This window comes from Micromonospora sp. RB23 (assembly GCF_053585025.1).
In genome coordinates this window covers 1,298,298-1,324,613 of sequence record NZ_CM132111.1, presented here as the reverse complement: position 1 = coordinate 1,324,613, position 26,316 = coordinate 1,298,298, and the positions used below count along the sequence as shown (strand labels likewise).

Sequence of the window (26,316 nt, the reverse complement as noted above, 5' to 3'; positions counted from 1 at the left end):
CCCGGAAATCGCGGCATCAAACGGCCGCTGACGCACCGACTTCCCGGAAGCGGAGTCGATCTCACCGCCAGGCCCGACGCCGCCCGGGCGGAGACCCCGCACCGTCGGGCCGGAGAAGCCAGGCCGACCGAGGCCGCAGACGCCGATGGGCCCTGGCCTTGTCGGCCGGGACCCATCGAGTCGCGGTGTCGGTCAGTTGCCGCCGTTCGGTGCGCCGTGGCAGCGCTTGTACTTGCGACCCGAGCCGCACGGGCACGGCGCGTTGCGGGACGGGCCGTTGCTGCTGGCGTCGGACTGGCTGGGGGCCGGACGCCGGGACCCCGCCGTCGGCAGTGTCGGGCCACGCAGGCCCGAGGCCGGCCGCTGCGGGGCGGACGGCGCGCTCTGCCCGGGCGCCGCCGGAGCACCCTGGGCCGGACGGCCCAGGCCGAGCGCCGGCGCCTGCTGCTGCTCCTGCTCGAAGGCGACGGCACCGGGACTGGCCTCGCCGTCGATGGTCGGAGCGGAGTACTGCAGACCCTGCCGCTGCGGCGCACGGTTGAGACCCTTGGCCCGGATCTCCACCGGCTTGTCGAGCAGCTTGACCTCTTCCGAGTCGGCGTCGGGCTCCGGCTCGGTGACCTGGACGTCCACGTTGTAGAGGAAACCGACGGTCTCCTCCTTGATGCCCTCCATCATGGTGGCGAACATGTCGAAGCCCTCGCGCTGGTACTCCACCACGGGGTCGCGCTGGGCGTACGCCCGGAGGTTGATGCCCTCCTGGAGGTAGTCCATCTCGTAGAGGTGCTCGCGCCACTTGCGGTCGATCACCTGGAGCAGCACCATCCGCTCGAGCTGGCGCACCCCTTCGGTGCCGAGCTGCTCCTCGCGGCGGTCGTACGCGGCGTTCGCGTCGTCCTTGAGCCGGGCGACGAGGAAATCGGCGTCCATGCCGGCCCGGGAACCGCCGGTCTCCTCCTCCAGCTCCTCGATCGTCACGCCGACCGGGTAGAGCTGCTTGAGGCTGGACCAGAGCTGCTCGAGGTCCCAGTCCTCGCCGTAGCCCTCCGAGGTGGCGCCCCGCACGTACGCCTCGACGGTGTCGTCGATCATGTTGCGAACCTGGTCGGACAGGTCCTCGCCGTTGAGCACCCGCAGCCGCTCGGCGTAGACGACCTGGCGCTGCTTGTTGAGCACCTCGTCGTACTTCAGAACGTTCTTGCGGATCTCGGCGTTCTGGCCCTCGATCTGGGCCTGGGCGCTCTTGATCTGGCGGGTGACCATCTTCGACTCGATGGGCACGTCCTCCGGGATGTTGAAGCGCTCCATCACGGCCTCGACCGCGCCGGCCCGGAAGCGGCGCATCAGCTCGTCCTGCAGGGACAGGTAGAACCGGGACTCACCCGGGTCGCCCTGCCGGCCGGCGCGACCGCGCAGCTGGTTGTCGATCCGCCGGGACTCGTGCCGTTCGGTGCCCAGCACGTACAGGCCACCGGCGGCGGCGACCTCGTCCGCCTCGGCGTCGCAGGCCTGCTTCCAGGTGGGCAGGACCTCCTCCATCGCCTTGGCGTAGTCCTCCTCGTTCTCCAGCGGGTCGAGACCGCGCTGGCGCAACTCGTTCGCCGCCAGGAACTCGGGGTTGCCGCCGAGCAGGATGTCCGTGCCACGGCCGGCCATGTTGGTGGCGACGGTGACCGCGCCCTTGCGCCCGGCCTGGGCGACGATCTCCGCCTCACGGGCGTGGAACTTGGCGTTCAGCACGTTGTGCGGGATGCCCCGGCGGCGCAGCAGCTGGGACAGGATCTCGGAGTTCTCCACCGAGACGGTGCCGACGAGCACCGGCTGACCCATCTGGTGCCGCTCGGCGATGTCCTCGATGACGGCGTTGAACTTGGCCTTCTCCGTCTTGTAGATGACGTCCGGCCGGTCCTCGCGGACCATCGGGCGGTGGGTCGGGATGGTCACGACGCCGACCTTGTAGACCTTGTTGAACTCGCTCGCCTCGGTCTGGGCCGTACCGGTCATGCCGGACAGCTTGTTGTAGAGGCGGAAGTAGTTCTGGAGGGTGATCGTGGCCAGGGTCTGGTTCTCCTGCTTGATCTCCACCCCCTCCTTGGCCTCGATCGCCTGGTGCATGCCCTCGTTGTAGCGACGGCCGTGCAGGATGCGACCGGTGAACTCGTCGACGATCAGAACCTCACCGTCGCTGACGATGTAGTCCTTGTCGCGCTTGTAGAGCTCCTTGGCCTTGATCGCGTTGTTGAGGTAGCCGACGAGCGGGGTGTTCACCGACTCGTACAGGTTGTCGATACCGAGCCGGTCCTCGACCTTGGCGACACCGCGCTCGGTGACCGCGACGGTCCGCTTGGAGTGGTCGACCTCGTAGTCGCCCTCGCCGTCGGTGCCGGGCTGGAGCCGGGCCACGACGCCCGCGAACTCGCCGTACCAGCGGGCCGAGTGCTCGGCCGGGCCGGAGATGATCAGCGGGGTACGCGCCTCGTCGATCAGGATCGAGTCGACCTCGTCGACGACCGCGAAGTTGTGGCCCCGCTGCACCAGCTCGTCCTTCGACCAGGCCATGTTGTCGCGCAGGTAGTCGAAGCCGAACTCGTTGTTGGTGCCGTAGGTGATGTCGCACTCGTAGGCGGCCTTGTGCTCGGCGGCCGGCCGGTTGGGCAGCACCACGCCGACGGTCAGCCCGAGGAACTCGTGCACGCGGCCCATCCAGGCCGCGTCGCGCTGGGCGAGGTAGTCGTTGACGGTGACCACGTGCACGCCGTCGCCGGAGAGCGCGTTGAGGTAGACGGCCATGACCGAGGTCAGCGTCTTGCCCTCACCGGTCTTCATCTCGGCGATGTTGCCGAAGTGCAGCGCCGCGCCGCCCATCACCTGGACGTCGTACGGCCGCTGGCCGAGCACGCGGGCGGCCGCCTCGCGGGCCACCGCGAACGCCTCCGGCAGCAGGTCGTCGAGGGTCTCACCGTCGGCGAGCCGCTCGCGGAACTGCTCGGTCATGCCGCGCAGTTCCTCGTCGGTGAGGTTGACGTAGTCGTCCTCGATCGAGCTGACGGCGGCGGCGATGGCCTTGAGCCGGCGCACCATGCGGCCCTCGCCCGCGTTAAGGACCTTTTCCAGAATCGACACGGATCAACGCTCCCCTAGACAGTCTCGAACCATCGTAGGCGCTCCATCGGCGCGATGGTCACTGGTGGCGGCGGTCCGCTCCGCCGAACCCGACATAACACGCGCACGGGATGCGCCCGGGACGTTATCCGGTTACGCCCAGGGCGAACGTTCCGGCACGATGCACGGGTGGAGCCTGTGAAGATCGTCGAGGACGGGGTGCTGCTGCGACCCTGGCGGGAGGCGGACGCCGACGGCGTACACCGCGCCTGCCAGGACCGGGACATTCAGCGCTGGACCACCGTACCGCGCCCATACCTTCCCGAACACGCCCGCGACTTCGTCACGCGGGTCAGCGCGCGCGGATGGGCGGACGGCACCGGGGCGCCGTTCGCGGTCTGCGACGCCGACACCGGCGAGCTGCTCGGCTCGTGCGGACTGGTCTCGATCGACAGTGCGGGCACCGGTGAGATCGGCTACTGGACGGCCCCGTGGGCGCGCGGCGAAGGGGTGAGCGTACGGGCCGCTCGGGCGCTGGCCCGCTGGTCCTTCGACGAGCTGGGGCTGCGTCGGCTGCTGTGGCAGGCCGAGGTGGGTAACCACGCCTCTCGGCTGGTCGCGCTCCGGGCCGGCTTCCGGATCGACGGCCGGGTACGGCTGGCGAACCCGGCACCGGACGGCGGCGCGGACGGCTGGATCGGCTCGCTGCTGCCGGGCGAGGTGCCCGAACCGGGGTCTACCGGGCCGGCCGCCCGAGGAACCCTGGCGGCGCGCCGGGCCGCTGTCTTCGGCCGCCCGCAACCCGTCCTGTTCGCCGCCTCGGCGAGCGGCGAGCTGCGACTCCGACCGATGGAGGAGCGCGACCTGGACGCCGTGGTGCAGACCTGCCGGGACCCGGAGACGATCCGCTGGACCACCGTTCCCGACCCCTATGACCGCTCCGACGCGCAGGGGTACCGGGGCTACGCCCGGGACGCCTGGGCCCGCGGCGACTCCGCCTGCTTCGTGGTCGCCGACCCGGACGACACCTACGCCGGCACGCTGGACCTGCGGCTCTCCCCCGCCGATCCACTGCTGGCGGACGTGGGCTTCATGGTCGCTCCGGCCGTGCGCGGGCGCGGCTACCTGCCGGCCGCGCTCCTCGCGCTCAGCGCCTGGGGCTTCACCACGCTGGGACTGGCGCGCATCGAATGGAAGGCGAACGTGGGCAACACCTCGTCCCGCCGGGCCGCCGAGAAGGCGGGCTTCACGTTCGAGGGGACGGCCCGGGGCGGGGTCCAGCACCGGGGTGAACGGGTCGACACCTGGCTGGCCGCACTGCTCGCCGAGGACCTGACGTGACGGGCACGCCGCCGGTCGTCGAGGCACACGGGGTACGGCTGCGGCCGTTCCGCCCCGACGACATCCCGGACCTGGTCGACGGCTGCGCGGACCCGCTGACCCAGCGGTTCGTGACCGCCATGCCGTCCCCGTACACCGAGGTGGACGCCCGCTGGTGGGTGGAGGCCGGCGCGCCGGCGGTCTGGGCCGGCGGCGGCGCCGCGTACGCCATCGCGGACCCGGCCACCGACCGGCTGCTCGGCGCCACCGGCTTGAGCGACCTGATGCCCTTCCGCAGCCAGGCGAACATCGGCTACTGGCTGCGGCCGGCGGCCCGGGGACGCGGACTGGCCGCCGCCGCGACCCGGGCGCTGAGCGAGCACGCCTTCGACACCGGGACGGCCCGGCTGGAGTTGCACACCGATCCGGAGAACGCGGCCAGCCAGCGCGTCGCGCTGGCCGCCGGCTTCCGCTACGAGGGCCTGCGCCGGTCGGCCGGCCAGCGCCGGGACGGCAGCCGACACGACCTGCTGGCCTGGGTACGCCTCGCCGACGATCCCCCGGGGCCGACGCCGCGGCTGCTGCCGGACCTGCCCGGCGGGGTGCTCACCGACCAGGTGGTGGCGCTGCGCCGACGCGGGCCGGACGACGCAGACATGATGTACGCCCTGCACAGCCGGCCGGACACGGTGGCCAACCAGGCTCCTCCGGTGCCCCCGACGCGGGAGTCGGTGCAGCGGCTCTGCCGGCTGGCCGAGAGCGCGTGGCTGACCGGTGACATCGCCCGGCTCCTGATCGTCGACGCGGCCACCGGCGAGCCGGCGGGCAGTTGCGGGCTGTCGTACACCGACGTGGCCGCCGGCGAGGCGTCGGTGGGCTACGCGCTGCTGCCCGAGTGGCGCGGCCGGGGGTACGCCACCCGTGCGCTGCGGCTGCTCGTCGACTGGGCGTTCGGGCCGGTCGGCGTGGCTCGGCTGATCGCCGGAACGGTGCCGGAGAACACCGCCTCGCACCGCGTGTTGGAGCGGGTTGGCTTTCGGCGCGAGGCCCTACAACGCGGACGCCTACCCGGCCTGGACGGCACCCGCATAGACGACCTGACCTTCGCGCTGCTGCCGGGCGACAGGCGCTGACGAAAGCGGGGAGTTGCGCCGGACGTCCGGGCAACTCCCCGCTCGACGGGGTCGAACCCGTCTCAGGTGTCGAGGGAGATGATGCCGTAGTCGTAGGCGTGACGTCGGTAGACGACGCTGGGGCGGCCGGTCTCCTTGTCCTGGAAGAGGTAGAAGTCGTGGCCTACCAGTTCCATCTGGAACAGCGCGTCGTCGATCGTCATGGGCTCGGCCGGGTGCACCTTCTCCCGGGCGATGTGCCACGGCTGGTCGTGCTCCTCCTCGACGCGCTCCGCGACGGCGGTGCCGGCGCGGGCGCCCGACGCGGACAGCGGAGCGGCCACCAGGTCGGTGACCGGCAGGTCGGCGGTGGCGGCGGCCACGGAGATCGGCGCGTGCCGACCGCGGTGTACGCGCCGGCGGTCCGCCGCGCGGCGTAGCCGGGTGTCGAGTTTCGCGATGGCGGCGTCGAGCGCGCTGTAGAAATCGTTCGTGCAGGCCTCGGCCCGGATCACCGGGCCACGAGATACGCAGGTGATCTCCACCCGCTGGCAGTGGTCGGCCTGGCGCGGATTGCGCTCGTGAAACAGCTCGACATCGATACGAATAATCTTGTGGTCGTAGCGTTCGACCTTTGCGAGTTTCTCGGCTACGTGTACCCGGTAATGGTCCGGCACTTCGACGTTGCGGCCCTTGACCACGATGTCCACGTGACCTCCCTTGTTCGGACGTCTTCGATCCGGTGTCCCGGTCGTGCGCCGTAGGAAGACCCGCTGGCGTCGACCGGTCAGTACGGCTACGCCTCCTCTCACCGCCGGGGGTGGGATGGAACGACCTCCTACCCCTGACAGCGAAACGCTAACTCCTGTTCGGCCGGCAGTCACCCCATGTTGCCAAGACCGCCCAGGATTTTTCGCACCTCATACACCATCGGGTGAAACGGAAACACGGTCGGTTACAACTGGAGTCTTTTCTCGGTCGCGGCGAGCACCGCCGCGACACCCGGTTGCCATCCGGTCGCCGTCAGCACCCGGGCCGCCGCGGCCAACGTCACGCCGGTGGTGACGATGTCGTCGAGCAGCACCACGAGGGGCCCGCCGTTCAATGGACCGGGCCCACCGGACGCGGCGGAGCGGGGACGGAACGCCGCCTCGGCGGCCGCCGCACGGCCCGCGCTGTCCAGCGTCACGGAGTCGGGTCGGGGCAGGGCACGCAGCGGGCGGTGCACCCGTACGGGCCAGCCGCACCGGCCCAGCCGGGCCGCACAGTGCCGGGCCAGCCGGTCCAGGTGATCCCCGTAGCGGGCACGGGCCGCCGCCGCGGTGTCCGGCACCGGCACCAGCGCCAGCGGACGCACCTCGCCGACCGCCGCCGCGACCACCTCGGCCAGCAGCGCGCCGAGCGGACGGGCCAGACCGTGCCGGCCGTGTTCCTTGTACGCCAACAGCGCCTCACGCAGCGGACCGGAGTACGGGCCGAGGGCGACGCAGCGCGGCAGGCCGGCCGGGGCGGGCGTGGGGCGGGCCTCCCGGGCACGCAGCGCGCTCAGCGCCGTGACGCAGGAGGGACACACGCCCTGCCGCAGCCGATGGTGACGCTCCCGGCAACCGGCGCAGTCCGCGGGGAGGACCAGGTCGGCGAGGTCCGCCCAGAGCCCGCGCACGACGTCAGTAGAGGAAGAACGGGGCCGACGGGTTGCTCGGGCGGACTCCGGCCGGCGGCGCGGGGACGTCCCGCACGCTCTCGGGCTCGATCCGTTCGAACGGGCTGCTGCGGTAGGCCACCTTGTTCGCCTCGTACATGTACGCCCCCGTGGGTACGCGCACGTTGCGGTTCGTGGGGTACGCCGTCAGGTGGTTGACCTTGGCGCCCACGTCGGTGCGCAGCGGTGTCTCCAGTGCGCCGTCCACGCTGATCTCGTAGATCGCGGGTTGGCCCGCCGAACCGGCCACGACCAGCCGGTCCTCGCCGATCCAGTCCACCGCGGTCAGGTTGGTCAACGAGGTGACCAACGCCCGGGGCGGACCGATGGACAGTCCGCTGCCGGAGGCGTCGAGGTTCAGCGCCGCGACGTAGAGCCGCCCGCCGGCGATCAACGCGACCCGCTGACCGTCCAGCGCGGAGGCGACCGCCGTGACCTCCGGCGAGGGCAGGTTGAGCGGCACCTCGGCCATTCCGGCGGTCTCGTCGAAGCGGTAGAGGCGGCCGTCGGCCACCACCAGCCCCTGTGCGGGACGCGTGTCGACGGTACGCAGCCAGACCGGGCGGCTGATCGAGGCGTACTCCCCGGGGCTGCGGCCGAGCGCGGCCACGGTGTTCGCGCCCGCGCCCACCGCGAGTCGTTGCCGGTCCTTCCCGCTCGTCACCACCAGCGCGGCGAGTACCCGGTCGACGCCCCGCGCGAGGTTGGCCGACACGATGGTGCGGTTGACCTCGGGTGCCAGGGGCACCACGCCACTGGGCTCGCCGGCGAAGTCGAGTGGGCGGATCGCGCCCTCGTAGACGCCGTACCGCTGCGGGTCCTCCCGGACGGGATAGAGCGGCTCGGTCGTCCGCCGCTCGCTGAGGTCCTGCACGGGCTGCGAGTTGTTCCGGATCTTCAGCTCCAGCTCGCCCGGCAGGTCGCCGAGCGACCAGGCGAGCTGCGTGATCACCTGGTCGACCCGGCTCTGGTCGTCGCCGGACATGTCCAGGTTGACCTCCCACCGGTTGTTCGCGCCGGTGGCATTGTTGATCAGCTCGGTGCCGTCCGGCAGGCCGACGACACCCGGCCGTAGCCAGTCGGACGGGCCGCCCACCAGCCAGCGCACGACCTCGTTGACGCGACGCTCGTCCGGCACCGCGTACGGGAGGTAGCGCTGGTCAGGCACCAGCCGGGTGCGGTCGGAACTCCAGAAGTAGATCGACTCATCCTGGTAGTACTGCTGGAGGGCGACGTCACTGAGCAGCAGCACGTTCGGCGGGTCGAGCAGGTACTGGCCGGCGCGCTCGTCGCTGCCGGCGCCGCCGAGGGCCGCGCTGCGCAGCCGGAACTCGTACTGCGTCTCGGTGGCCACCGGGGGCGCCAGGGTGCCGTTGGTCCGCAGCAGGCCGATCTGCTGCACCGTGATCCTGACGGTGGTGGTGGAGTCGCTGTTGAAGGTGAAGACGGTCTCGCGCAGCCGCACCACGGTCAGCGCGACCTCGCTGCCCTTCTTGTCCTGTAGGCGGGGCCGGTGCTCGGGGGCGATGAACGCCTTCACCCGCTCGTACGCCCGGTCCGGCTCGCCGGCGGCGGCGGACAGGAAGTTGCGCACGAAGGCGGCGTTGTCGCTGCCGCTGGCGGTCCGCGACGGCGGTTCGCTGCTGCGGCCGTTGCTCGATCCGGCCTCGGTCGCGGTGCCGGCCCTGCCGTCGACCCGCACGTCGGACGAGGCCGGAATGCCGCACCCGGCGCTGAGCAGCAACGCCGCGCCGAACGCGCCGAGCAGTGGTCGAGCCCTCATGAGCGCACCTCCTCCCGCTCGCCGCTCCCGGCCGGCGCCGGACCGATCGCCAACGCTCCGCCGCTGCCCGGTCCGATGGCCAGTGGACCGCCGTCGCGCGGGCCGCCGAACGGCAGGGCCGCGTCGGCGGGCACCAACCGCAGCGGCGAGGTGGTGAGCCGATCGCCGGCGCGGGCCGGCAGGGTGAGCCGGAACTGGGCGCCCTGACCGGGGGCTCCCCACGCCTCCAGCCAACCACCGTGCAGGCGGGCGTCCTCCAGGCTGATCGACAGGCCCAGGCCGGTGCCACCGGTCTGCCGGGCCCGCGACGGGTCCGCCCGCCAGAACCTGTTGAACACCAACTTCTCCTCGCCCACCTTCAACCCCACGCCGTGGTCGCGAACGGTGATCGCCACGGCGGTCTCGTCGATGCCGAGGGTGATGAGCACCGGCCGCGCCTCGCCGTGTTCGACGGCGTTGCCGACCAGGTTGCGCAGCACGCGTTCGACGCGGCGGGGGTCGACCTCGGCGATCACCGGGGTGCCCGGGAGGTCCAGCTCGATCTCCACGCCCACCCGCTCGGCCAGACCGGCCAACCGGTCGACGACCCGGTGCACCACCGGCACCAGGTCGGTCGGCTCGGCGTCCAGCATGGCGAAGCCCGCGTCGAAGCGGCTGATCTCCAACAGGTCGGTGAGCAGTTCCTCGAAACGGTCCAGCTCGGCCTGGAGCAGCTCGGCGCTGCGAGCCACCGCCGGGTCGAACTCGTCGCGTTCGGCGAAGATCAGGTCGGCGGCCATCCGGACCGTGGTCAGCGGGGTCCGCAGCTCGTGCGACACGTCCGAGGTGAACCGGCGCTGCAACCGGGACATCTCCTCCAGGCGCAGGATCTGCCGTTGCAGGTTGGTCGCCATCTGGTTGAACGAGGCGGCCAGCAGCGCGAGGTCGTCCTCGCCGTTGACCACCATCCGCTGGTCGAGGAGGCCGGCGGAGAGCCGCTGGGCGGTCCGCGCGGCGACCCGGACCGGGTTGACCACCAGCCGGGTGACCAGGGCGGCGAGCAGCCCCAGCAGGATCACCAGGGCGATGCCGGTGGCGACGACGGTGGCCCGGGCGTCCGCGGCGGTGGCGTCCTGACGGGTCAACGGCACCAGGTAGTAGAGCTCGATCTGCCCGAAGCGGGTCGGCACCGGCGAGCCGTAGACCAGGTACTTCGTCGGCTCGCCGGTGAGCCGGCCGGTCTGGATCTGGCTGGCCACCTTCCCGCTGGCGACCGCGGCCCGCAGCTCCTTGCTGATCAGGGGCTGGACGTTGACGGCCGGCGCGGTACGGGTCTGGATCATCGTCGGATAGTCGGCGGCGGTGATGGCCACCACCACGCCACTGGTCTGCTGGGGGTCGCCGCCGGCCAGGTAGTTCACCGTGCCCTCGATGGTCTCCTGGAGCTGCGCCTCCTGCGGCTGGCCGTAGAGGGAGACCTGCTTGGCCGCGTACCCGGCGCCGCCCTTGAGGCGTATCTGGACGTCGGTACGGGCGTTGTCGAGCAGGATGGTCGTGATCTTGTCAGCGATCAGGTACGCGAAACCGCCCACCAGGAGGCTGGAGGCGACCAACGTGATGGTGACCACCCGGACCTGGAGCGAACGTCGCCACGTCTGGTGCGCCCGGGCCAGCAGCCGCGCGCCCCGGCCGCTCAGCACACGCCAGACCTCCCGACCGGCGGCGAGCCGGCGGGCTGCGGTGGTCTGCGGGGGCGGGGGCGGCGAGGTCGACACAGTGCGACCAGGCTATCCGGTGCCCGCCTTGTAGCCCACGCCCCGCACGGTGAGGATGATTTCCGGTCGCTCCGGATCTGGCTCGATCTTGGCGCGCAGCCGTTGTACGTGCACGTTGACGAGTCGGGTGTCGGCCGCGTGCCGGTAGCCCCACACCTGCTCGAGCAGCACCTCGCGGGTGAAGACCTGACGCGGCTTGCGGGCGAGCGCGACCAGCAGGTCGAACTCCAGCGGCGTCAGCTTCACCTCCTCGTCGTTGCGGCTGACGGTGTGGGCGGGCACGTCGATGCTGATCTGGTTGCCGGGTGGCCCGATGGTCAGCATCTCCGGCGCGACGTCCTCGCCGCGGCGCAGCCGGGCCCGCATCCGGGCCACCAGCTCCTTGGGCTTGAACGGCTTGACCACGTAGTCGTCGGCGCCGGACTCGAGCCCGAGGACGACGTCCACGGTGTCGCTCTTGGCGGTCAGCATGACGATCGGCACGCCGGACTCGGCACGGATCGACCGGGCCACGTCGATACCACTCATTCCGGGCAACATGAGGTCGAGCAGGACGATGTCCGGCCGACTGTCACGGAACGCGGCCAACGCCCGCTCGCCGTCGGCCACGAACGAGGGCAGGAAACCCTCACTGCGCAGCACGATGCCGAGCATCTCGGCGAGTGCGGGGTCGTCGTCGACCACCAGTACCCGGGCTCTCATGGGATTAATATTGCATCCCCGTTCAGTTCGGTGGGACCGGCATCACCCGGCACGGACAGCCTCATGATCCCCCCTCGACGCGGTCCGCCGCCACCACGGCTCGGACGGGTCGCGTCGCCGGTCAGCCGAAGAGCGCCCGGCCCCAGTGGTCGCCACCGTCGCGTACGCCGGGCGGGCAGGCGAACAGGCCGCTGGAGACGTGCCGAAGGTACTCGTTCATCACGTCGTGGCGGGCCAACTGGGTCTGGATCGGCACGAACTGCTTGCGCGGGTCCCGCTGGTACGCGATGAAGAAGAGACCGGCGTCGAGCCGGCCGAGACCGTCCGAGCCGTCGACGAAGTTGTAGCCCCGGCGCAGCAGGTGCGCGCCGTTGTTGCGGCTCGGGTGGGCCAGGGCGACGTGGGCGTGCTCGGCGATCAGCGGCTTGCCGTCGTCACCGCGCGCCGCAAAGTCCGGCTCGTCGAACTCCTTGCTGCGCCCGAGCGGGGCGCCGCTGCCCTTGGTCCGGCCGACGATCTCCTCCTGCTCGCCCAGCGGTGTCCGGTCCCAGGTCTCCACCAGCATCCGGATCTTGCGGGTGACCAGGTACGACCCGCCCGTCATCCAGTCCGGCCCGTCGCCGGGCTGCACCCACAACTGGTCGCGCAGCAGGTCGGTCTCCTCGGCCTTGAGGTTGGCCGTGCCGTCCTTGAAACCGAACAGGTTGCGGGCGGTCGCCTGGTCGCGGGAGGTCGACGACGTACGGCCGAAACCGAGCTGCGACCAGCGGACGCTGACGACGCCCATGCCGATCCGCGCGAGGTTGCGGATCGCGTGCACCGCCACCTGGGGATCGTTGGCGCACGCCTGCACGCACAGGTCCCCACCGGAGATCGGGGCCTGCAACGCGTCGCCGGGGAACTTCGGCAGTTCCGCCAGGGCAGCCGGGCGGCGGTCGGCGATGCCGAACCGGTCCCGCCCGTCGGCGTCGCGGAACAGCGTCGGCCCGAAGCCGATGGTCAGGGTGAGCTGTGACGGCGGGAGGCCGAGCGCCTCGCCGGTGTCGTCCGGCGGGGCCTCCGGCATCCCACCGACCGCGCCGAGGACACCGGCGTCACGGCCGGCCGTCATCCGGGCGGCGGCGGCCGACCACTCCTCGAGCATCCCGACCAGGCGCGCCCGGTCCTTCGTGATGACGTCGAAGGCGACGAAGTGCAGCCGGTCCTGGGCCGGGGTGACGATGCCGGCCTGATGCTCGCCGAAGAACGGCACCGCTCCCGCCGGGTGGTCGCTGGCCGAGGCCGGGCCACGGGAGTCACCGACCAGCGCGCCCGCGCCGGCGGCCACCCCCGCGACTCCGGCCACCCCGGCGCCAGCGAGCGTGATAGCCCGCCGGCGGGTCAACCTGCGTACGCTCATCGACTCGACTCCCCCTGCGTCCCGGTCACTTGGCGACGACTGCGGCGACCTTGCTGATCGGCTCGGCGAGCGCGTTGATGCCGTCCGACAGCTCCTTGAGCTCGGGCTTGCTCAACGCGGTGTGCAGCTTCCACCCGTCGCCGTCGCGGTGCTTGCCGAGCTGCGCCTCGACGTTCGCGAACTCGGTGTCGAGCTGCTTGACCAGCTCCGGCGACCGCTGCTCCAGCGCGGGCCGCAGGGCGGACAGGGCCGCCTTGGAGCCCTCCAGGTTGGCGGCGAAGTCCCACAGGTCGGTGTGCGAGTAGCGGTCCTCCTCGCCGGTGATCTTGCCGCTGGCGACCTCGTCGAGCAGCTCCTTGGCGCCGTTCGCGAGCTGCAACGGGGAGAGCTTCTCGGCGTTGGCCTTGGCCACGATCTCCTTGACGTCGACCAGCAGCCGGTCGGCGATCGGGCCGTCCTTGCTGATGTCGCCGGACTGCCAGAGGTCCTTCTCGATCCGGTGGAAGCCGGTGAACTCCATCCCCTCCTCGATGACCTCCTCGCGGCCGTCGATCTTGGGGTCGAGGTCGCCGAAGATCTCGGCCACCGGCTCGATCCGCTCCCAGTAGGTGCGCGCCACCGGGTACAGCGTCTTGGCCTTCGCCACGTCGCCGGCCTTCACGGCGGCGACGAACTCCTCGGTCTTCTCCAGCAGCGCGGCCGTCTGGCTCTTGACGTAGCGCTGGTAGTTGTCGGTGGCCCCGGCCAGGGCGGCGTCGGCGGTCAGCGGCTGCGCGGACCCGCTGACCTTGAGCGCGCCCCGGATGCCCTTGCCGCTCATGCCCGGCTTGCAGGCCGTCTCGTACGTGCCGGCGGGCAGCTCGACGTGCAGCTCGCGGCTCAGGCCGGGGGCGATGTTCTCCACCTCGCCCATCACCCGGTCGCCGGAGGCGTACACGTAGAACTCGGTGACCTTCGCGCCCGAGTTGGTGATCTTGAAGGTGGCCGTTCCGGCGCCGAGGTCGGTCGTGGCGACGTCGCAGGCCGTGTCGGTGGCCTTGACCACGATCGGGCCGCCCGCCGCGTCCGACTTGTCGGAGTCAGCCTTGGAGCAGGCGGCGATGCCGGCCGTCGCCAGCACGCCGGCAGCGGCCAGCGCGAAGAATCGGGTGGTACGCATCTGTGCTGTCTCTCCTCGTGGGGTCAGGCACGCTGCGGCGCGGATGCCGCCTCTGCCTCGGCGCCGGTGTCGGCCCCGCGTTCGGTGACGGTGGTGGTGGACGGCGACGTGCCCGCGGGTGCCTCGACAGCGGGCGCCGAGGCCGCGGCCGGCGCCGGGGTCGCGGTGGCCGCTCCCGACGCGGGGGTACGCCGGGTCGGGCGCAGGAAGAGCGCCAGGACGGGTACGGCGTACGCGATCCAGGCGATGGTCTCGAGCACGGTGGGCGCGGGGGTCACGTTGAACATGCCGGCCAGCAGCGCCGCGTACCAGGTGCTCGGGTCGAGCGTGGCGGTGATGTCGAACGCCAGGTCGCCGAGGCCGGGCAGGACGCCGGCCTCCTGGAAGTCGTGCACGCCGTACTTGAGGATGCCGGCGGCGACCAGGATCAGCAGCGCCCCGGTCCAGGTGAAGAACTTGCTGAGGTTGATCTTGAGGGCGCTGGCGTAGAGCAGCACGCCGAGGACCACGGCGGTCGCGATGCCGCCGATGAGCGCCAGCAGCGGCCCACTGTCACCGGCCGCGCCCTGCGCCGCGGAGTAGAAGATCAGCGCGGTCTCCAGGCCCTCGCGGATCACCGCGAGGAAGGCCATCCCGGCGACGGCGAGCGACCCGACGGCGAGCGCCTCGGTCAGCTTGCCGCGGAGTTCACCCGCGATCGTGCGGGCCGCCCTGCGCATCCAGAAAATCATCCAGGTGACGAACACCACGGCGGCGACGGAGGTGATCGCCTCGAACAGCTCGCGATCCTCGGAACGGGCCAGCAACGAGGTCGAGGTGTACTCGATGAGCCAGCCGAACAGCACGGAGAGCGCCACGGCCAAGCCGACACCCGCCCACACCTGGGGCAACCGGTCCCGGCGCTGCGACTTCACCAGGAAAGCGACCAGGATGCTGACCACCAGGGTCGCTTCCAGGCCCTCCCGTAGGCCGATCAGGTAGGTGGCGAACATCCCCGCTCCGTGTTCATTAGGCACGCCTTCGCTAACTTAGGGCAGCCATACCTTCCTCCTGTTCACAGGACTCGTCAAGTTGTTCTTGGCAACCTCACTCTCCCCGTGACCTGGTCTTCGACCACCGGCCGCACACCGTTCACCGTCGACCGTGCGAGGATCGCCGTCGTGAAAGCCTTCCTGCCGTGGCTCGCGGTCCTGGCCGTCGTGCTGCTGCTCAGCGCGCTGCGCCAGCGCGCACTGGCCACCGTCGTCTCGCTGGGCTGGCTGGCCTGGTGCGCCTGGACCTGGCTCCGCCCCACCCCCCGCCGCTAACCCGCCCCGCGCCCCGCGCCCCGCGCCCCGCGCCCCGCGCCCCGCGCCCCGCGCCCCGCGCCCCGCGCCCCGCGCCCCGCGCCCCGCGCCCCGCGCCCCGCGCCCCGCGCCCCGCGCCCCGCGCCCCGCGCCCAAGATCGTCACAGTTTCAGGGATGTTGCTGCGTCAGACGCGCTGAAGGCAGCAACATCCCCGAAGTTGCTGCCATCCCCCGCCCCGCTCGCCCACAGCTCGCGCGATCTTGCACTTTCTGTGGCGACATAGGGGGTCGAGAGGCGCAAATCACCAACCGAAACCGCAAGATCGCGGGGCGAGGGGGCGAGGGGCCGCGGGGCGAGGAGCGAGGGGCGAGGGGCGAGGGGCCGCGGGGCGAGGGGGCGAGGGGCGAGGGGCCGCGGGAACGACGAACCGGGCCGGCTGTAGCAGCCGGCCCGGTTCGAGAAGAGCGGATCAGTAGCGGTAGTGGTCCGGCTTGAACGGGCCCTCCGGGGAGACACCCAGGTACGCGGCCTGCTCCTTGGTGAGCGTGCTCAGCTTCGCGCCGAGCGCGCCGAGGTGCAGGCGGGCCACCTTCTCGTCCAGGTGCTTGGGCAGCACGTAGACGCCGATCGGGTAGTCCTCGGTCTTGGTGAACAGCTCGATCTGGGCGATCGTCTGGTTGGCGAACGAGTTCGACATGACGAAGCTCGGGTGTCCGGTGGCGTTGCCCAGGTTCAGCAGACGCCCCTCGGACAGCACGATAACGGCGTGCCCGTCGGCGAAGCGCCACAGGTCGACCTGCGGCTTGATGTTGATCCGCTCGACGTCGGACCGCTTGGCCAGGCCGGCCATGTCGATCTCGTTGTCGAAGTGGCCGATGTTGCCGACGATGGCCTGGTGCTTCATCCGGGCCATGTGCTCGTTGGTGATGACGTCGAAGCAGCCGGTGGCGGTGATGAAGATGTCCGCCTGCTCGACCACGTCGTCCAGGGTGGCGACCTGGTAGCCGTCCATGGCCGCCTGGAGGGCGCAGATCGGGTCGACCTCGGTCACCACGACCCGGGCGCCCTGGCCGCGCAGCGACTCGGCACAGCCCTTGCCGACGTCGCCGTAGCCCATGACCACGGCCATCTTGCCGCCGATCAGCACGTCGGTGGCCCGGTTGATGCCGTCGATCAGGGAGTGCCGGCAGCCGTACTTGTTGTCGAACTTGCTCTTGGTCACCGAGTCGTTGACGTTGATGGCCGGGAAGAGCAGCGTGCCGGCACGGTGCATCTCGTAGAGGCGGTGCACGCCGGTGGTGGTCTCCTCGGTCACGCCCTTGATGCCGGCCGCGATCTGAGTCCAGCGCTGGCCGTCCTCGCCCAGGGAGCGGTGCAGCAGTTCGAGGATGACCGCGTACTCCTCGGAGTCGGCGGACTCGACCGGCGGCACGGCACCGGCCTTCTCGAACTCGGCGCCCTTGTGCACCAGCAGGGTGGCGTCACCGCCGTCGTCGAGGATCATGTTGGGGCCGTGGCCGTCCGGCCAGAGGAGCACCTGCTCGGTGCACCACCAGTACTCGGGCAGCGTCTCGCCCTTCCAGGCGTACACCGGAACGCCGGCCGGAGCGTCGGGGGTGCCCTCCGGTCCGACGACGATCGCGGCGGCGGCGTGGTCCTGGGTGGAGAAGATGTTGCAGGACGCCCAGCGGACCTGCGCGCCGAGGGCGACCAGCGTCTCGATCAGGACGGCGGTCTGGATGGTCATGTGCAGCGAGCCGGTGATCCGCGCTCCGGCGAGCGGCTGCGCCTCGGCGAACTCCCGCCGGATCGCCATCAGGCCGGGCATCTCGTGCTCGGCGAGCTGGATCTCCTTGCGCCCGAACTCGGCGAGCGACAGATCCGCCACCTTGAAGTCGCCCTCGGCGAGCGTGCTCGGCCGGGCCTCGGACGGCGTACCGCTGGCGGCCGCCGGGAGGGTGCTGGTCATGAAAGCTCCTGTCGAACGATGTCTGCGCCGATCCTCCACCTTACGCGCGCCGGCCACGGCCGCCGGGGGACGGGCAGCGGACAGCGCACGGGGCGGTCGGTGGTGGACAGTCCCGCTGCCCACCTCCGCCCGCCCCGCGCATCCCCCCGGTTTGGTTCCCCGCACGTCGCCGGACCGTCGTCGCGATGACGCTGCGTACCCATAGAGTCACACTCGGCCAAAGCTGAGTCAAGCTATTCCGGGAAAGTCGGACTTGTGTCGAGTCAACGCAGCCCCGACGTCGCCACGTACGCCTCGCCCTCGCCACTGATCCGCAGCGGCTCACCGGCCGCCGTGCCGATCGCCGCCTGACCGGACGTCAACGTCAGAGCGCCTGCCCCGTCGTCGACCGTCACCGAGCCGGCGCCGCAGAGCACCACCCGGGGACCGGGCAGCGCCAGTGCGGCCTCGGGCACATCCGCGCCGACCCGCACCCGGTGCAGCGCGAAGTCGTCCACCGGCACCGCCCAGCAGTCCACCCCCGGTGCGACGTGCCGAGCGGCGCGCACCGGATCGTCGAGCACCTCGAAACGCAGCACCCGCACCAACTCGTCCACGTCGATCCGCTTCGGCGTGAAACCGCCGCGCAGCACGTTGTCGCTGGCCGCCATGATCTCGACGCCACAGCCGCTGAGGTACGCGTGCAGGTTGCCCGCGGGCATCCAGATCGCCTCGCCCGGCACCAGCCGCACATGGTGCAGCAGCAGCGCCACCAGCACGCCCGGGTCGTCCGGATAGGCCTTCGCCAGCCGGCGGGCCAACTCGGCGTCCGGGCCGTCGGCCGCCGACGTCACGACGGCCCGCAGCAGCCCGTCGCGCTCCGCGACCGGCCAGCCGAGCAGCGTCCCCACCGCCGTGCGCAGGCCCGGGGGTCCGGTCCGCAGCGCGTCGACCACGGGCGCCAACTCGGGTACGCCGAACGCCGCGAGCGCCTCGGCCGACTCCACCGGATCGCGGAAGCCGCACAGCGCCTCGAACGGGGTGAGCGCGACCAACAACTCCGGCTTGTGATGCGGGTCGGAGTAGTTGCGCTCCCCCGCCGGCAGGTCCGCCTCCGCCGCGAACCCCGCCCGGGCCTGCTCCGCGTCCGGGTGGGCCTGCAGGCTCAGCGGCGAGTCGGCGGCGAGGACCTTGAGCAGGAACGGCAACCGGGTGCCGAACCGGTCGGCCACCCGTTGACCCAGCCACTGCCCCGGCTCGTCGCGTACCAGGTCACAGAGGCTCACCCGGACCCCGGCACGCTCCACGCTGGCCGGGGCCCCCGGGTGGGCGCCCAACCACAGCTCCGCCTCCGGGCCGGGGCTGGGCACCGGACGCCCCTGCAACAGCGCGATGGCGGAGCGGGACCCCCAGGCGTAGTCCCGGATCGGTCCGTACAGCGGTTCCACCGTCTCAGACCCCGGGCCGACCGACCGCCTCGCCCGCAGGTTCCTCCGGCTGCGGTACGGCGGTGTCGGCGGCAGCGCCGGTGCCGGCCTCGGCGGCGGCGACGCTGTAGATGTCCGGCTCCAGGTAGATCACCCGGGCGATCGGCACGGCGGTACGGATACGCGCCTCCACGGCGTTGATGCCGCGGGCCAGGTCCTGCGCGCTCTCGCAGGCCGGTACGCCGATCTTCGCGGCCACCATCAGCTCTTCCGGACCCAGGTAGAGCGTCTTCATGTGGATGATGCGCTCCACCTCGGGGCCCCCGGTGATGGCCCGCTCGATGGCGGCCAGGTCCTGCTGCTCGGCACCCTCACCGAGGAGCAGGCTCTTAGTCTCGATGGCCAGCACGAAGGCGATGACCACCAGCAGGATGCCGATCATCGCGGTGCCGGCGGCGTCCCACCGACCGTTCCCGGTGGCCAGCGTCATGCCGACGCCGAACAGCGCGAACACCAGGCCGACCAGTGCGCCGAAGTCCTCCAGGAGCACCACCGGCAGCTCCGGGGCCTTGGCCCGGCGGATGAACCGCACCCAGGACTGCTTGCCCCGGATGTGGTTGGACTCCTTGATCGCCGTCCGGAAGGAGAACGACTCCATGCCGATCGCCACCACCAGCACCGCCACCGGCAGCCACTGCCACTCGGTGATGCCGTGCGGATCCGACCACTTGTGGTACGCCTCGTAGAGGGCGAACAGGCCACCGATGCTGAACAGCACGATCGACACGATGAACGCGTAGATGTACCGCTCCCGGCCGTACCCGAACGGGTGCTCCGGCGTGGCCGCGCGCTTCGCCCGCTTGCCGCCGAGCAGCAGCAGACCCTGGTTGCCGGAGTCGGCGACCGAGTGGACCGCCTCGGCCAACATCGACGAGGACCCGGAGAGCAGGAACGCGATGAACTTGGTGACGGCGATGCCAACGTTGGCCAGCAGGGCGGCGACGATCGCCTTCGTCCCGCCGTTCGCGCTCACGCCGCCACTCCGCTTCGCGTCGTGGTGACGTACGTGCCGCGCCGCCCCCTGGGTGCGTTCACTGGTTCGACAGCTCCTTCATCTCGGTGATGGCCGGTACGGCCATCGGGTCCAACCCATGTGCCAGAGCAAGATAGATCGAAGCGAAGTCCGGCACGGCGATCAGCGAGGCCAACCGTTCCAGAGCCGACCCGCCCTCGGCGGTCACCACGTCACACCGCACGCCTCGGCGCTCGGCGAGGGTCTGCACCGCGTCCGCGCGGCGCTCCTCGACCGCGAGCGGCTCGTCCGTGTCGTCCTCGGCGTTGAGCCCGCCGTCACGCAACAGCACCAACCGCAGCCGCGTGCCCTCGCCGTCGTCGTCCGACGGGTCGGCGAAGATGTCGCGCTCGCCCTCGGCCAGGCCGCCGAAGACGCCGTCCAGCAGACCCACCCGCCCCCGTCCGGCCTCGCCCAGCGCGCCGGTGACCACCGGGTAGCGGGCGTTCGCGGACAGGGTGTCGCCGAACCGGCGGGCCGCAACGGTCGCCAGGGGCGACGAGCCCCACACGATCGGGATCGAGCCGGCCAGGCCCAACGCCAGCGACTTGGCCGGGTTGACGAACGACTCGGCGGCGGACCGGCAGCGGTCGGCGTCCGCGTCGAGCCGGGCCGCCGTCTCCGCCAGGTCCGCCTCGTTGACCTTCACCAGGCCGAGCGAACGCGCCGCCAGCAGGACCGGCACGGTGAGCGCCCAGAGGCTGGCCCGGGCCGGCGCCCGTCGGGGCACCGGGATGAACGGCGCGCGGGCCCGCTCGGCCACCGACTGCAACTGCGAGTCCGGTGCGCCCACCGCGACCAGCCGAGCGCCGCGCCGGTGCGCGGCCTCGGCGGCGCCGAGCGCCTCCGGACTGCGACCGGACGCGCTCACTGCGATGACCACGTCGGCGGCGCCCACCCAACCGGGTACGCCCGCGCTGCGGTGCCCGATGATCGGGACCGGGCAGCGCGGCCCGGCGACCGTGGCCAGCACGTCACCGGTACGCCCGGCCGTGCCGATACCGGCGATCACCACGGCTCGGGGCCGCCCGTCGTCGGCGAGCACGGCCAGGTTCGCCTCGGCGGCCAGCGCCGCGCTCTCGCGCACCTGCGCTCCGGCCGAGGCGGTGTGCCGCAGCATGTCGCCCGGGTCGTGCTCGGCCAGCGCGTTCGGGTTGTCGAGCAGGGCCTCGTCGGCGTCGCGCCGCCCGCTGACCCCAGCCGTGCCGTCGATCATGACTGCTGCCCGGGGCCGCCACGCGCCTCGTCGAGGAGCAGCACCGGCACGTCGTCGCGGACCTCGAAGATCCGGCCGCACTCCGTGCAGGTCAACGTCTGCGCCTCCGCGTCGTACGTCAGCGGGGCGTGGTGCGTGTCCGGGCAGGCGAGGATCTCGAGCAACTGCGGATCCAGGGCCATGGCACGGCTCCTTCCACGAGTGCGGGTCACCGACGGCGGTGCCGACCGGCGCAGGCGATCTTATCGGCGAACGCGGTCGAGCACCTCGTCCCGGAGCGAGACCATCCGCTCGCGGGTAGGTGCCTCGACGTTGAGCCGCAGCAGCGGCTCCGTGTTGGAGGCGCGCAGGTTGAACCAGGCGCCGTCGGGAAAGCGCAGCGTCAGCCCGTCCATCTCGTCGGCCGTCGCGTCCGGGTACGCGGCCCGCACGTCGGCCACCGCCGCGGCCTGGTCGGCGACCGTCGAGTTGATCTCACCGGAGGCGACGTAGCGCTCGTACTCGCCGGCCAGCACGGACAGCGGCAGCGACTGCTCGCCCAGCGCGGCCAGCGTGTGCATCGCGGCCAGCATGCCGGTGTCGGCGAACCAGAAGTCCCGGAAGTAGTAGTGCGCGGAGTGCTCCCCGCCGAAGACCGCGTTGGTCCGGGCCATCTCCGCCTTGATGAACGAGTGACCGACCCGGGCCACCACCGGCTCGCCACCGTGCTCACGGATGATCTCCGCGACCGCGTTGGAGGTGATCACACCGTGGATCACCGTGGAGCCCGGGTGCTTGGCCAGCTCACGCGCCGCGACCAGCGCGGTGATCGCCGACGGCGAGACCGGCTCGCCGCGCTCGTCGACCACGAAGCACCGGTCGGCGTCGCCGTCGAAGGCCAGGCCGATGTCGGCGCCGTGCTCGACCACGGCGCGCTGGAGGTCGACCAGGTTCGCCGGGTCCAGCGGGTTCGCCTCGTGGTTGGGGAAGCTGCCGTCCAACTCGAAGTAGAGCGGCACGATCTCCAGCGGCAGGGCCGACAGCGCGGCCTCGCCGAGCACGGTGGGGACGGTGTAGCCACCCATCCCGTTTCCGGCGTCGACCACCACCTTCAGCGGCCGGATGCCGGAGAGATCGACGAGCTTGCGCAGGTACGCGGCATAGTCGGGGAGCAGGTCACGCCGCTCGGCCGGCTGGGTCGGCTCGCCCGCCGGGCGGGACGCACCGGAGTCCAGCATCGCCTGCGCCCGGTCACGGATCTCCGCCAGGCCGCTGTCCTGGCCGATCGGGCGGGCGCCGGAGCGGCACATCTTGATGCCGTTGTACTGCGCCGGGTTGTGACTGGCCGTGAACATCGCCCCGGGCAGGCCGAGCGAGCCGGACGCGAAGTAGAGCAGGTCGGTGGAGGCGAGCCCGATCTCGATCACGGAGCGGCCCTCGGCCCGTACGCCGGCGGCGAAGGCGGACGCCAGGCCGGGCGAGCTGGCCCGCATGTCGTACCCGACGACGACGGCGTCACCGGGCTCGTCAGTGGCGTTGAGCAGCTGGGTGAAGGCGGCCCCGAGTGCCTCGGCGACCCGTTCGTCCCACTGGTCCGGCACCGTCCCTCGGACGTCGTACGCCTTGACGATCTGGGACAGATCAGACACTAGTTCCGCTCCTTGGCCGCAGGTTTCCAACGAACCTGAGCGTATCGGAGCGTCCGGGCCCCGCCCCGCTCAGCCGGGGAGCCGGGGCATGAACACGGTGTGGTCGCCGCCGTCCGGGTCGTCGGGCCGGCGCCCAGCACCCGGGTCGCCGGGTGCGCCCGGCATGACCTGAGTGGCGTCCGGCGGGGGCGTGGCAGGTCGCGCTCCGTAGACGCCCCCGGGGGCGGGCCTCGGGACGGGCACGGCCGGCGGCTGCTGGCCGTACACCGGACCGGGGTGACCGGGCGCGGCCGGCGACCCACCGCCGGCGCGGTAGGTGGTCCCACCGGGGTTGCCCGGCAGCGGGCCGGGCTCGTCGGTCGGCGTGCGGTCCTGCCGGGAGCGGCGGACCAGCAGCACGATCAGCAGCGCACCCACCGCCACCATCGCGATGCCGAAGAACATGATCGGCGAGCCACCGCCGGACTCGGCGGCCACGGCCGTCGTGGAGGGTGCTGCGGCGGTCGCGCCGAGTGCGGCGGGGTCCACCACCTCTCCCGCCGCCGCGACCTCGGTCGGGCTCGGTGTCGGGGTGGGCTTCTTCGACGGCGTCGGGGTGGGCGACGGCGAGAGCCGCCCGACGACCTTCGCCTCGTCCGTAGCGTTCCCCAACTGCTGGCCGGCAGCGGTCAGACCCACCCCGGTCACGTAGAGCCGGCCTCCCGACGTACCGGCGGCGAACGCCACCCGGTACCGCACGGTGATTCCCTTGCCCTTGCACAACGTCGGCTTGGCCGGCGAGGTCTGCCCGGTCGTCACGTTGCCGCCACCACCGGAGACACTCACCGGCACCCATTTCCCGCCCACGGCGACCTGGACCGTCACCTGGTCGGGCCGCAGACCCTCGAGGCTCAGCCCGACAGCCGTCCGCAGCAGGACGCATCCCGCGGTGCGCTTGCGGACCGCGACGTTCACTCCCTGGGGAGAACCTCCGGCGGCGAAGCTGCTGGCCGCGCCCACCCGGACCGAGTCGTCGTCGGCCAGCGCGGGTGACGCGCCGAGCATCACCAGGCCGACCAACAGGCCGCAGACCGTCGCGAGCCGTGCGGCGCGTCGACGCAGCGTCATGATCACCTCACCGTTCCTCCCCGGGTGGGGTCCGCCGGCCAGGCTACTACCGGACCACTTTCGCCACCTGTCACAGAGCGGTCGGCATGTGTGCGGCGTTACGGTTTACGACCCACGCTCGCCGCCAGGTCCGGCTTGGGCGAGAGCGTCGCGGCAGAGCCGGTCGGCGGTGCGCGTCGTCTCGGGGAGGCGATAGTGCGGAGTCAACGCGAGCACCCGGGCCGTGGCGTTCTCCAGACTCATCCGGTGCCCCACGCTCACGAAGACCGGCTTCACCCCGTCCCGGGTACGCAGCACCCGGCCCACCACCTCACCCCCGTCGCGCAACGGCGACCAGGCGCCCCGTTCGGCGGACGGCGCAACCCACTCGCCGACCAGCGGCGTCTCCCCCACCCCGATCGCGGGCAGGCCGGTGACCACCCCGAGGTGACAGGCCAGCCCGAACCGACGCGGATGCGCCACCCCGTGCCCGTCGCAGACCAGCAGGTCCGGGACGGTCTTCAACCTGCCCAGGGCGGCGAGCAGAGCCGGCATCTCGCGGAAGGCGAACAGCCCCGGCACATAGTCGAACGCTGGCCGGCCCACGCTGACCGCCGAATCCACCACGGCCAGCGTCCGGGCGTCCAACACGGTCACGGCGGCCGCGAGCAGGCCACCGCTCTCGGCGTACGCCACGTCCAGGCCGGCCACCGTCTCCGGCGCGGCCGGGCCGGGCCCGACCGGGTCGACGAGCGGCCGCAACTCCTCCTGTACGGCCACCGCCTCCGCGACCGAGCGCGGAGCCCGCGTCAGCGCCGGCACCGCCCTTGATCTACTCGACGTCGGCGATGTCGCGGTGTCCCGTGCCCCCGGACGCCCCGAGATCGGCGATGTCGCGTCGATCACACGTCCTGGGTCGGAGTCGACGCCCCGACAGGCTCTCCATCGGCGTCGCCGTCGACCCGCCTCCGGGTAGCACCAAAAGCGACACCGACGACCACGGCCGTGGCGACACCGAACGCCACCCCTCCCTTCGGGCCGAACGAAGGGATGCCGATCGCCAGGCCGAACAGGAGGCCAACCGCCCACGCCCAGAAACCGGACCTGCTGCTGCCGGTAGTGGATCTCGCCATGGAGCGATGTTAATACGCGCGGGCAACCGCCGTTCCGCGCTGCGGGGAGGGCCGAACCGCCACCGGACCACCCGGACCGACGGCCGCCGCGGAACCCGCTCGCCGAACCGCGATCAGGCGAGTTTCAGCTCGTCGCGGGCCTCGTCGATCCACCGGACGATGCCGTACGCGCCGCTGCCGGTAGCCAGTGACGTGGCCTCGTCGAGCAAGCCACGGGCGGCGTCCCGGTCACCATCGCTCGCCGCCAGGTCCGCCAGACCGATCAGATTCGCCGCCACCCCCGGCGTGAAGGACACCTTCCGCCGCAACCGCGTCGACTCCTCCAGCAGCTCCCGCGCCGCCTCGACCCGACCGGCGGCCTGCTCACCGAAGCAGAGGTGCCGCAAGACGTACGAGAGGGTCAGCTCGTCCCCCGCCTCGGTCGCCAACTCCCGCGCCCGGACGAAGGCCGGATCGGCGGTGGCCTGGTCCTGCCGGATCACCTGGTGGACCGTGCCCACCCAGAACAGCGCCTCACCCTCGCCACGGGCGTCGCCCACCTCGCGGTAGAGCTGCGCCGCCCGCTCGAAGAGCGACAGCTCGGCCGCGTCCTCCGCGCCGCTCTCCAGGAACCGCGCGTGCAACAGCCGTCCACGGGCCAGAGCCGTGTCCGCCTCCAACGCCACGAGATCCCGCTCGGCCTCGCCCAACGACGTCGCGTCGCCACCGAAGACCGCCTGCTCGTAGCGTTCCTGCGCCCGCGTCAACCGGACGTCGAATCCCTCGGCCATCACTGACCCACCCTTCCGTCGATACGCTCGCGTAGGAGATCGGCGTGGCCATTGTGCCGCGCGTACTCCTCGATCATGTGCACCAGAAGCCTGCGCAGCACGATCACGTTGCCGTCGCGTTGCCGCCCCTGCACGTCGAGATCCGCGGCCTCGCTGACGAACCGTTCGGAGAACGCCACCTCCGTACGCCAGGCCCGGTACGCCTCGTCGACCACCGCCGGATCGGCGACCGCGCCGTCGAAGTCGCCGTCCGGATCGTCGTCGGAGCAGTACATGCGCGGTGCCGCCTGGCCGGCCATCGTCCTGCGGAACCAGCCGCGCTCCACCTCGGCCAGGTGACGGATCAACCCGAGCAGCGACATCGTCGACGGTGGCACCGAGCGCCGAGCCAACTGCTCGACGGTCAGGCCGTCGCACTTCAACTCGAAGGTGAGGCGTTGGTCGCGCAGGTACTCGACGAGAACGGACCGCTCGTCGGCGAAGTTGCCGTCCGAGCGTGGGTCGTCGTCCGGATGGACGAACAGGTACGACCAACCGAAGGTCCGCGTGGGTTCGCCTTCGGCGGTCGTCGCCTCGGCGCGTGAATCAGCCATACGGCGACTCTCGTCGATGCCCGTCAACGCCGGCAACCGGCCGGCCGTCCGCGCTGGCTAGCGGGAACCGTGACAGGAGAGCCGGCGGAAGTCCTACGTAGAGGCCGACGCCGAGCGCGATG

Annotated in this window: 22 protein-coding genes; 3 read left to right on the top strand and 19 right to left on the bottom strand. The window is 71.8% G+C overall.

Annotation, left to right across the window (positions count from 1 at the left end; all coding sequences use genetic code 11):
• Positions 1-192 precede the first annotated feature (192 nt).
• Positions 193-3,123, bottom strand: a complete 2,931-nt coding sequence (secA, locus tag ACTFTM_RS06145) for a preprotein translocase subunit SecA (RefSeq protein WP_449564876.1) — start codon at positions 3,121-3,123, stop codon at positions 193-195.
• A 168-nt stretch (positions 3,124-3,291) separates the two neighbouring features.
• On the opposite strand from secA, the gene ACTFTM_RS06140 reads away from it, so the two are divergent.
• A complete protein-coding gene (locus tag ACTFTM_RS06140) occupies positions 3,292-4,443 on the top strand; it encodes a GNAT family N-acetyltransferase (RefSeq protein WP_449564875.1) in 1,152 nt (383 codons plus the stop codon).
• Positions 4,440-5,555 carry a GNAT family N-acetyltransferase gene (locus ACTFTM_RS06135; RefSeq protein ID WP_449564874.1) on the top strand — a complete coding sequence of 372 codons (1,116 nt, stop codon included), beginning with the start codon at positions 4,440-4,442 and terminating at the stop codon, positions 5,553-5,555. The genes ACTFTM_RS06140 and ACTFTM_RS06135 overlap by 4 nt, the downstream gene beginning before the upstream one ends.
• A gap of 62 nt (positions 5,556-5,617) precedes the next feature.
• Here the strand turns inward: ACTFTM_RS06135 and hpf are convergent, their stop codons facing one another.
• The 8 genes from hpf to efeU form a co-directional block, all read right to left on the bottom strand.
• On the bottom strand, positions 5,618-6,244 hold the full coding sequence (gene hpf / locus ACTFTM_RS06130) for a ribosome hibernation-promoting factor, HPF/YfiA family (protein ID WP_449564873.1): 627 nt from the start codon (positions 6,242-6,244) through the stop codon (positions 5,618-5,620).
• A 245-nt stretch (positions 6,245-6,489) separates the two neighbouring features.
• Positions 6,490-7,197: a ComF family protein gene (locus tag ACTFTM_RS06125; RefSeq protein WP_449564872.1), complete on the bottom strand. Its 708-nt coding sequence runs from the start codon at positions 7,195-7,197 to the stop codon at positions 6,490-6,492.
• Between the two features lie 4 nt (positions 7,198-7,201).
• On the bottom strand, positions 7,202-9,019 hold the full coding sequence (locus ACTFTM_RS06120; protein ID WP_449564871.1) for an LpqB family beta-propeller domain-containing protein: 1,818 nt from the start codon (positions 9,017-9,019) through the stop codon (positions 7,202-7,204).
• Positions 9,016-10,773, bottom strand: coding sequence for an MtrAB system histidine kinase MtrB (gene mtrB, locus ACTFTM_RS06115; protein ID WP_449564870.1), 1,758 nt, complete (start codon positions 10,771-10,773; stop codon positions 9,016-9,018). The genes ACTFTM_RS06120 and mtrB overlap by 4 nt, the downstream gene beginning before the upstream one ends.
• A gap of 12 nt (positions 10,774-10,785) precedes the next feature.
• Positions 10,786-11,475 (bottom strand): MtrAB system response regulator MtrA, encoded by a 690-nt coding sequence (gene mtrA, locus ACTFTM_RS06110; protein WP_355052014.1) that lies wholly within the window; start codon positions 11,473-11,475, stop codon positions 10,786-10,788.
• A 121-nt stretch (positions 11,476-11,596) separates the two neighbouring features.
• Positions 11,597-12,874, bottom strand: coding sequence for an iron uptake transporter deferrochelatase/peroxidase subunit (gene efeB / locus ACTFTM_RS06105; RefSeq protein WP_449564869.1), 1,278 nt, complete (start codon positions 12,872-12,874; stop codon positions 11,597-11,599).
• Positions 12,875-12,899: 25 nt separating this feature from the next.
• Positions 12,900-14,033, bottom strand: coding sequence for an iron uptake system protein EfeO (gene efeO, locus ACTFTM_RS06100; RefSeq protein WP_449564868.1), 1,134 nt, complete (start codon positions 14,031-14,033; stop codon positions 12,900-12,902).
• Between the two features lie 23 nt (positions 14,034-14,056).
• Complete coding sequence (efeU, locus tag ACTFTM_RS06095) at positions 14,057-15,025, bottom strand: iron uptake transporter permease EfeU (RefSeq protein ID WP_449564867.1); 969 nt, start codon at positions 15,023-15,025, stop codon at positions 14,057-14,059.
• A gap of 168 nt (positions 15,026-15,193) precedes the next feature.
• Between efeU and ACTFTM_RS06090 the strand changes: the two genes are divergently transcribed.
• Positions 15,194-15,340 carry a hypothetical protein gene (locus tag ACTFTM_RS06090; RefSeq protein ID WP_422738428.1) on the top strand — a complete coding sequence of 49 codons (147 nt, stop codon included), beginning with the start codon at positions 15,194-15,196 and terminating at the stop codon, positions 15,338-15,340.
• 450 nt (positions 15,341-15,790) lie between these two features.
• On the opposite strand, the gene ahcY is transcribed toward ACTFTM_RS06090, so the two are convergent.
• The 10 genes from ahcY to ACTFTM_RS06040 all read right to left on the bottom strand — a co-directional run bounded on the left by ahcY (position 15,791) and on the right by ACTFTM_RS06040 (position 26,194).
• On the bottom strand, positions 15,791-17,290 hold the full coding sequence (gene ahcY, locus ACTFTM_RS06085) for an adenosylhomocysteinase (protein WP_449564866.1): 1,500 nt from the start codon (positions 17,288-17,290) through the stop codon (positions 15,791-15,793).
• A gap of 263 nt (positions 17,291-17,553) precedes the next feature.
• Positions 17,554-18,717, bottom strand: a complete 1,164-nt coding sequence (manA, locus tag ACTFTM_RS06080; RefSeq protein WP_449564865.1) for a mannose-6-phosphate isomerase, class I — start codon at positions 18,715-18,717, stop codon at positions 17,554-17,556.
• A gap of 4 nt (positions 18,718-18,721) precedes the next feature.
• Positions 18,722-19,729, bottom strand: coding sequence for a cation diffusion facilitator family transporter (locus ACTFTM_RS06075; RefSeq protein WP_449564864.1), 1,008 nt, complete (start codon positions 19,727-19,729; stop codon positions 18,722-18,724).
• A 58-nt stretch (positions 19,730-19,787) separates the two neighbouring features.
• Complete coding sequence (locus ACTFTM_RS06070) at positions 19,788-20,984, bottom strand: SIS domain-containing protein (RefSeq protein WP_449564863.1); 1,197 nt, start codon at positions 20,982-20,984, stop codon at positions 19,788-19,790.
• Positions 20,981-21,166 (bottom strand): Trm112 family protein, encoded by a 186-nt coding sequence (locus tag ACTFTM_RS06065; protein ID WP_007455824.1) that lies wholly within the window; start codon positions 21,164-21,166, stop codon positions 20,981-20,983. The genes ACTFTM_RS06070 and ACTFTM_RS06065 overlap by 4 nt, the downstream gene beginning before the upstream one ends.
• 60 nt (positions 21,167-21,226) lie before the next feature.
• Complete coding sequence (locus ACTFTM_RS06060) at positions 21,227-22,612, bottom strand: phosphomannomutase/phosphoglucomutase (RefSeq protein WP_449564862.1); 1,386 nt, start codon at positions 22,610-22,612, stop codon at positions 21,227-21,229.
• 69 nt (positions 22,613-22,681) lie between these two features.
• On the bottom strand, positions 22,682-23,719 hold the full coding sequence (locus ACTFTM_RS06055; protein ID WP_449564861.1) for a hypothetical protein: 1,038 nt from the start codon (positions 23,717-23,719) through the stop codon (positions 22,682-22,684).
• A 105-nt stretch (positions 23,720-23,824) separates the two neighbouring features.
• Positions 23,825-24,520, bottom strand: a complete 696-nt coding sequence (locus ACTFTM_RS06050) for an endonuclease V (RefSeq protein ID WP_449564860.1) — start codon at positions 24,518-24,520, stop codon at positions 23,825-23,827.
• 424 nt (positions 24,521-24,944) lie between these two features.
• Positions 24,945-25,601: a tetratricopeptide repeat protein gene (locus tag ACTFTM_RS06045; RefSeq protein WP_449564859.1), complete on the bottom strand. Its 657-nt coding sequence runs from the start codon at positions 25,599-25,601 to the stop codon at positions 24,945-24,947.
• Positions 25,601-26,194, bottom strand: coding sequence for a DinB family protein (locus tag ACTFTM_RS06040; RefSeq protein WP_449564858.1), 594 nt, complete (start codon positions 26,192-26,194; stop codon positions 25,601-25,603). The genes ACTFTM_RS06045 and ACTFTM_RS06040 overlap by 1 nt, the downstream gene beginning before the upstream one ends.
• Positions 26,195-26,316 lie beyond the last annotated feature (122 nt).

What these genes read in the sequence shown, in the direction of transcription:
- ACTFTM_RS06120 (WP_449564871.1), bottom strand. Translation starts at nt 9,019, where the DNA reads ATGAGGGCTCGACCACTGCTCGGCGCGTTCGGCGCGGCGTTGCTGCTC.
- mtrA (WP_355052014.1), bottom strand. Translation starts at nt 11,475, where the DNA reads ATGAGAGCCCGGGTACTGGTGGTCGACGACGACCCCGCACTCGCCGAG.
- efeB (WP_449564869.1), bottom strand. Translation starts at nt 12,874, where the DNA reads ATGAGCGTACGCAGGTTGACCCGCCGGCGGGCTATCACGCTCGCTGGC.
- efeO (WP_449564868.1), bottom strand. Translation starts at nt 14,033, where the DNA reads ATGCGTACCACCCGATTCTTCGCGCTGGCCGCTGCCGGCGTGCTGGCG.
- efeU (WP_449564867.1), bottom strand. Translation starts at nt 15,025, where the DNA reads ATGTTCGCCACCTACCTGATCGGCCTACGGGAGGGCCTGGAAGCGACC.
- ahcY (WP_449564866.1), bottom strand. Translation starts at nt 17,290, where the DNA reads ATGACCAGCACCCTCCCGGCGGCCGCCAGCGGTACGCCGTCCGAGGCC.
- ACTFTM_RS06070 (WP_449564863.1), bottom strand. Translation starts at nt 20,984, where the DNA reads ATGATCGACGGCACGGCTGGGGTCAGCGGGCGGCGCGACGCCGACGAG.
- ACTFTM_RS06065 (WP_007455824.1), bottom strand. Translation starts at nt 21,166, where the DNA reads ATGGCCCTGGATCCGCAGTTGCTCGAGATCCTCGCCTGCCCGGACACG.
- ACTFTM_RS06055 (WP_449564861.1), bottom strand. Translation starts at nt 23,719, where the DNA reads ATGACGCTGCGTCGACGCGCCGCACGGCTCGCGACGGTCTGCGGCCTG.
- ACTFTM_RS06045 (WP_449564859.1), bottom strand. Translation starts at nt 25,601, where the DNA reads ATGGCCGAGGGATTCGACGTCCGGTTGACGCGGGCGCAGGAACGCTAC.
- ACTFTM_RS06040 (WP_449564858.1), bottom strand. Translation starts at nt 26,194, where the DNA reads ATGGCTGATTCACGCGCCGAGGCGACGACCGCCGAAGGCGAACCCACG.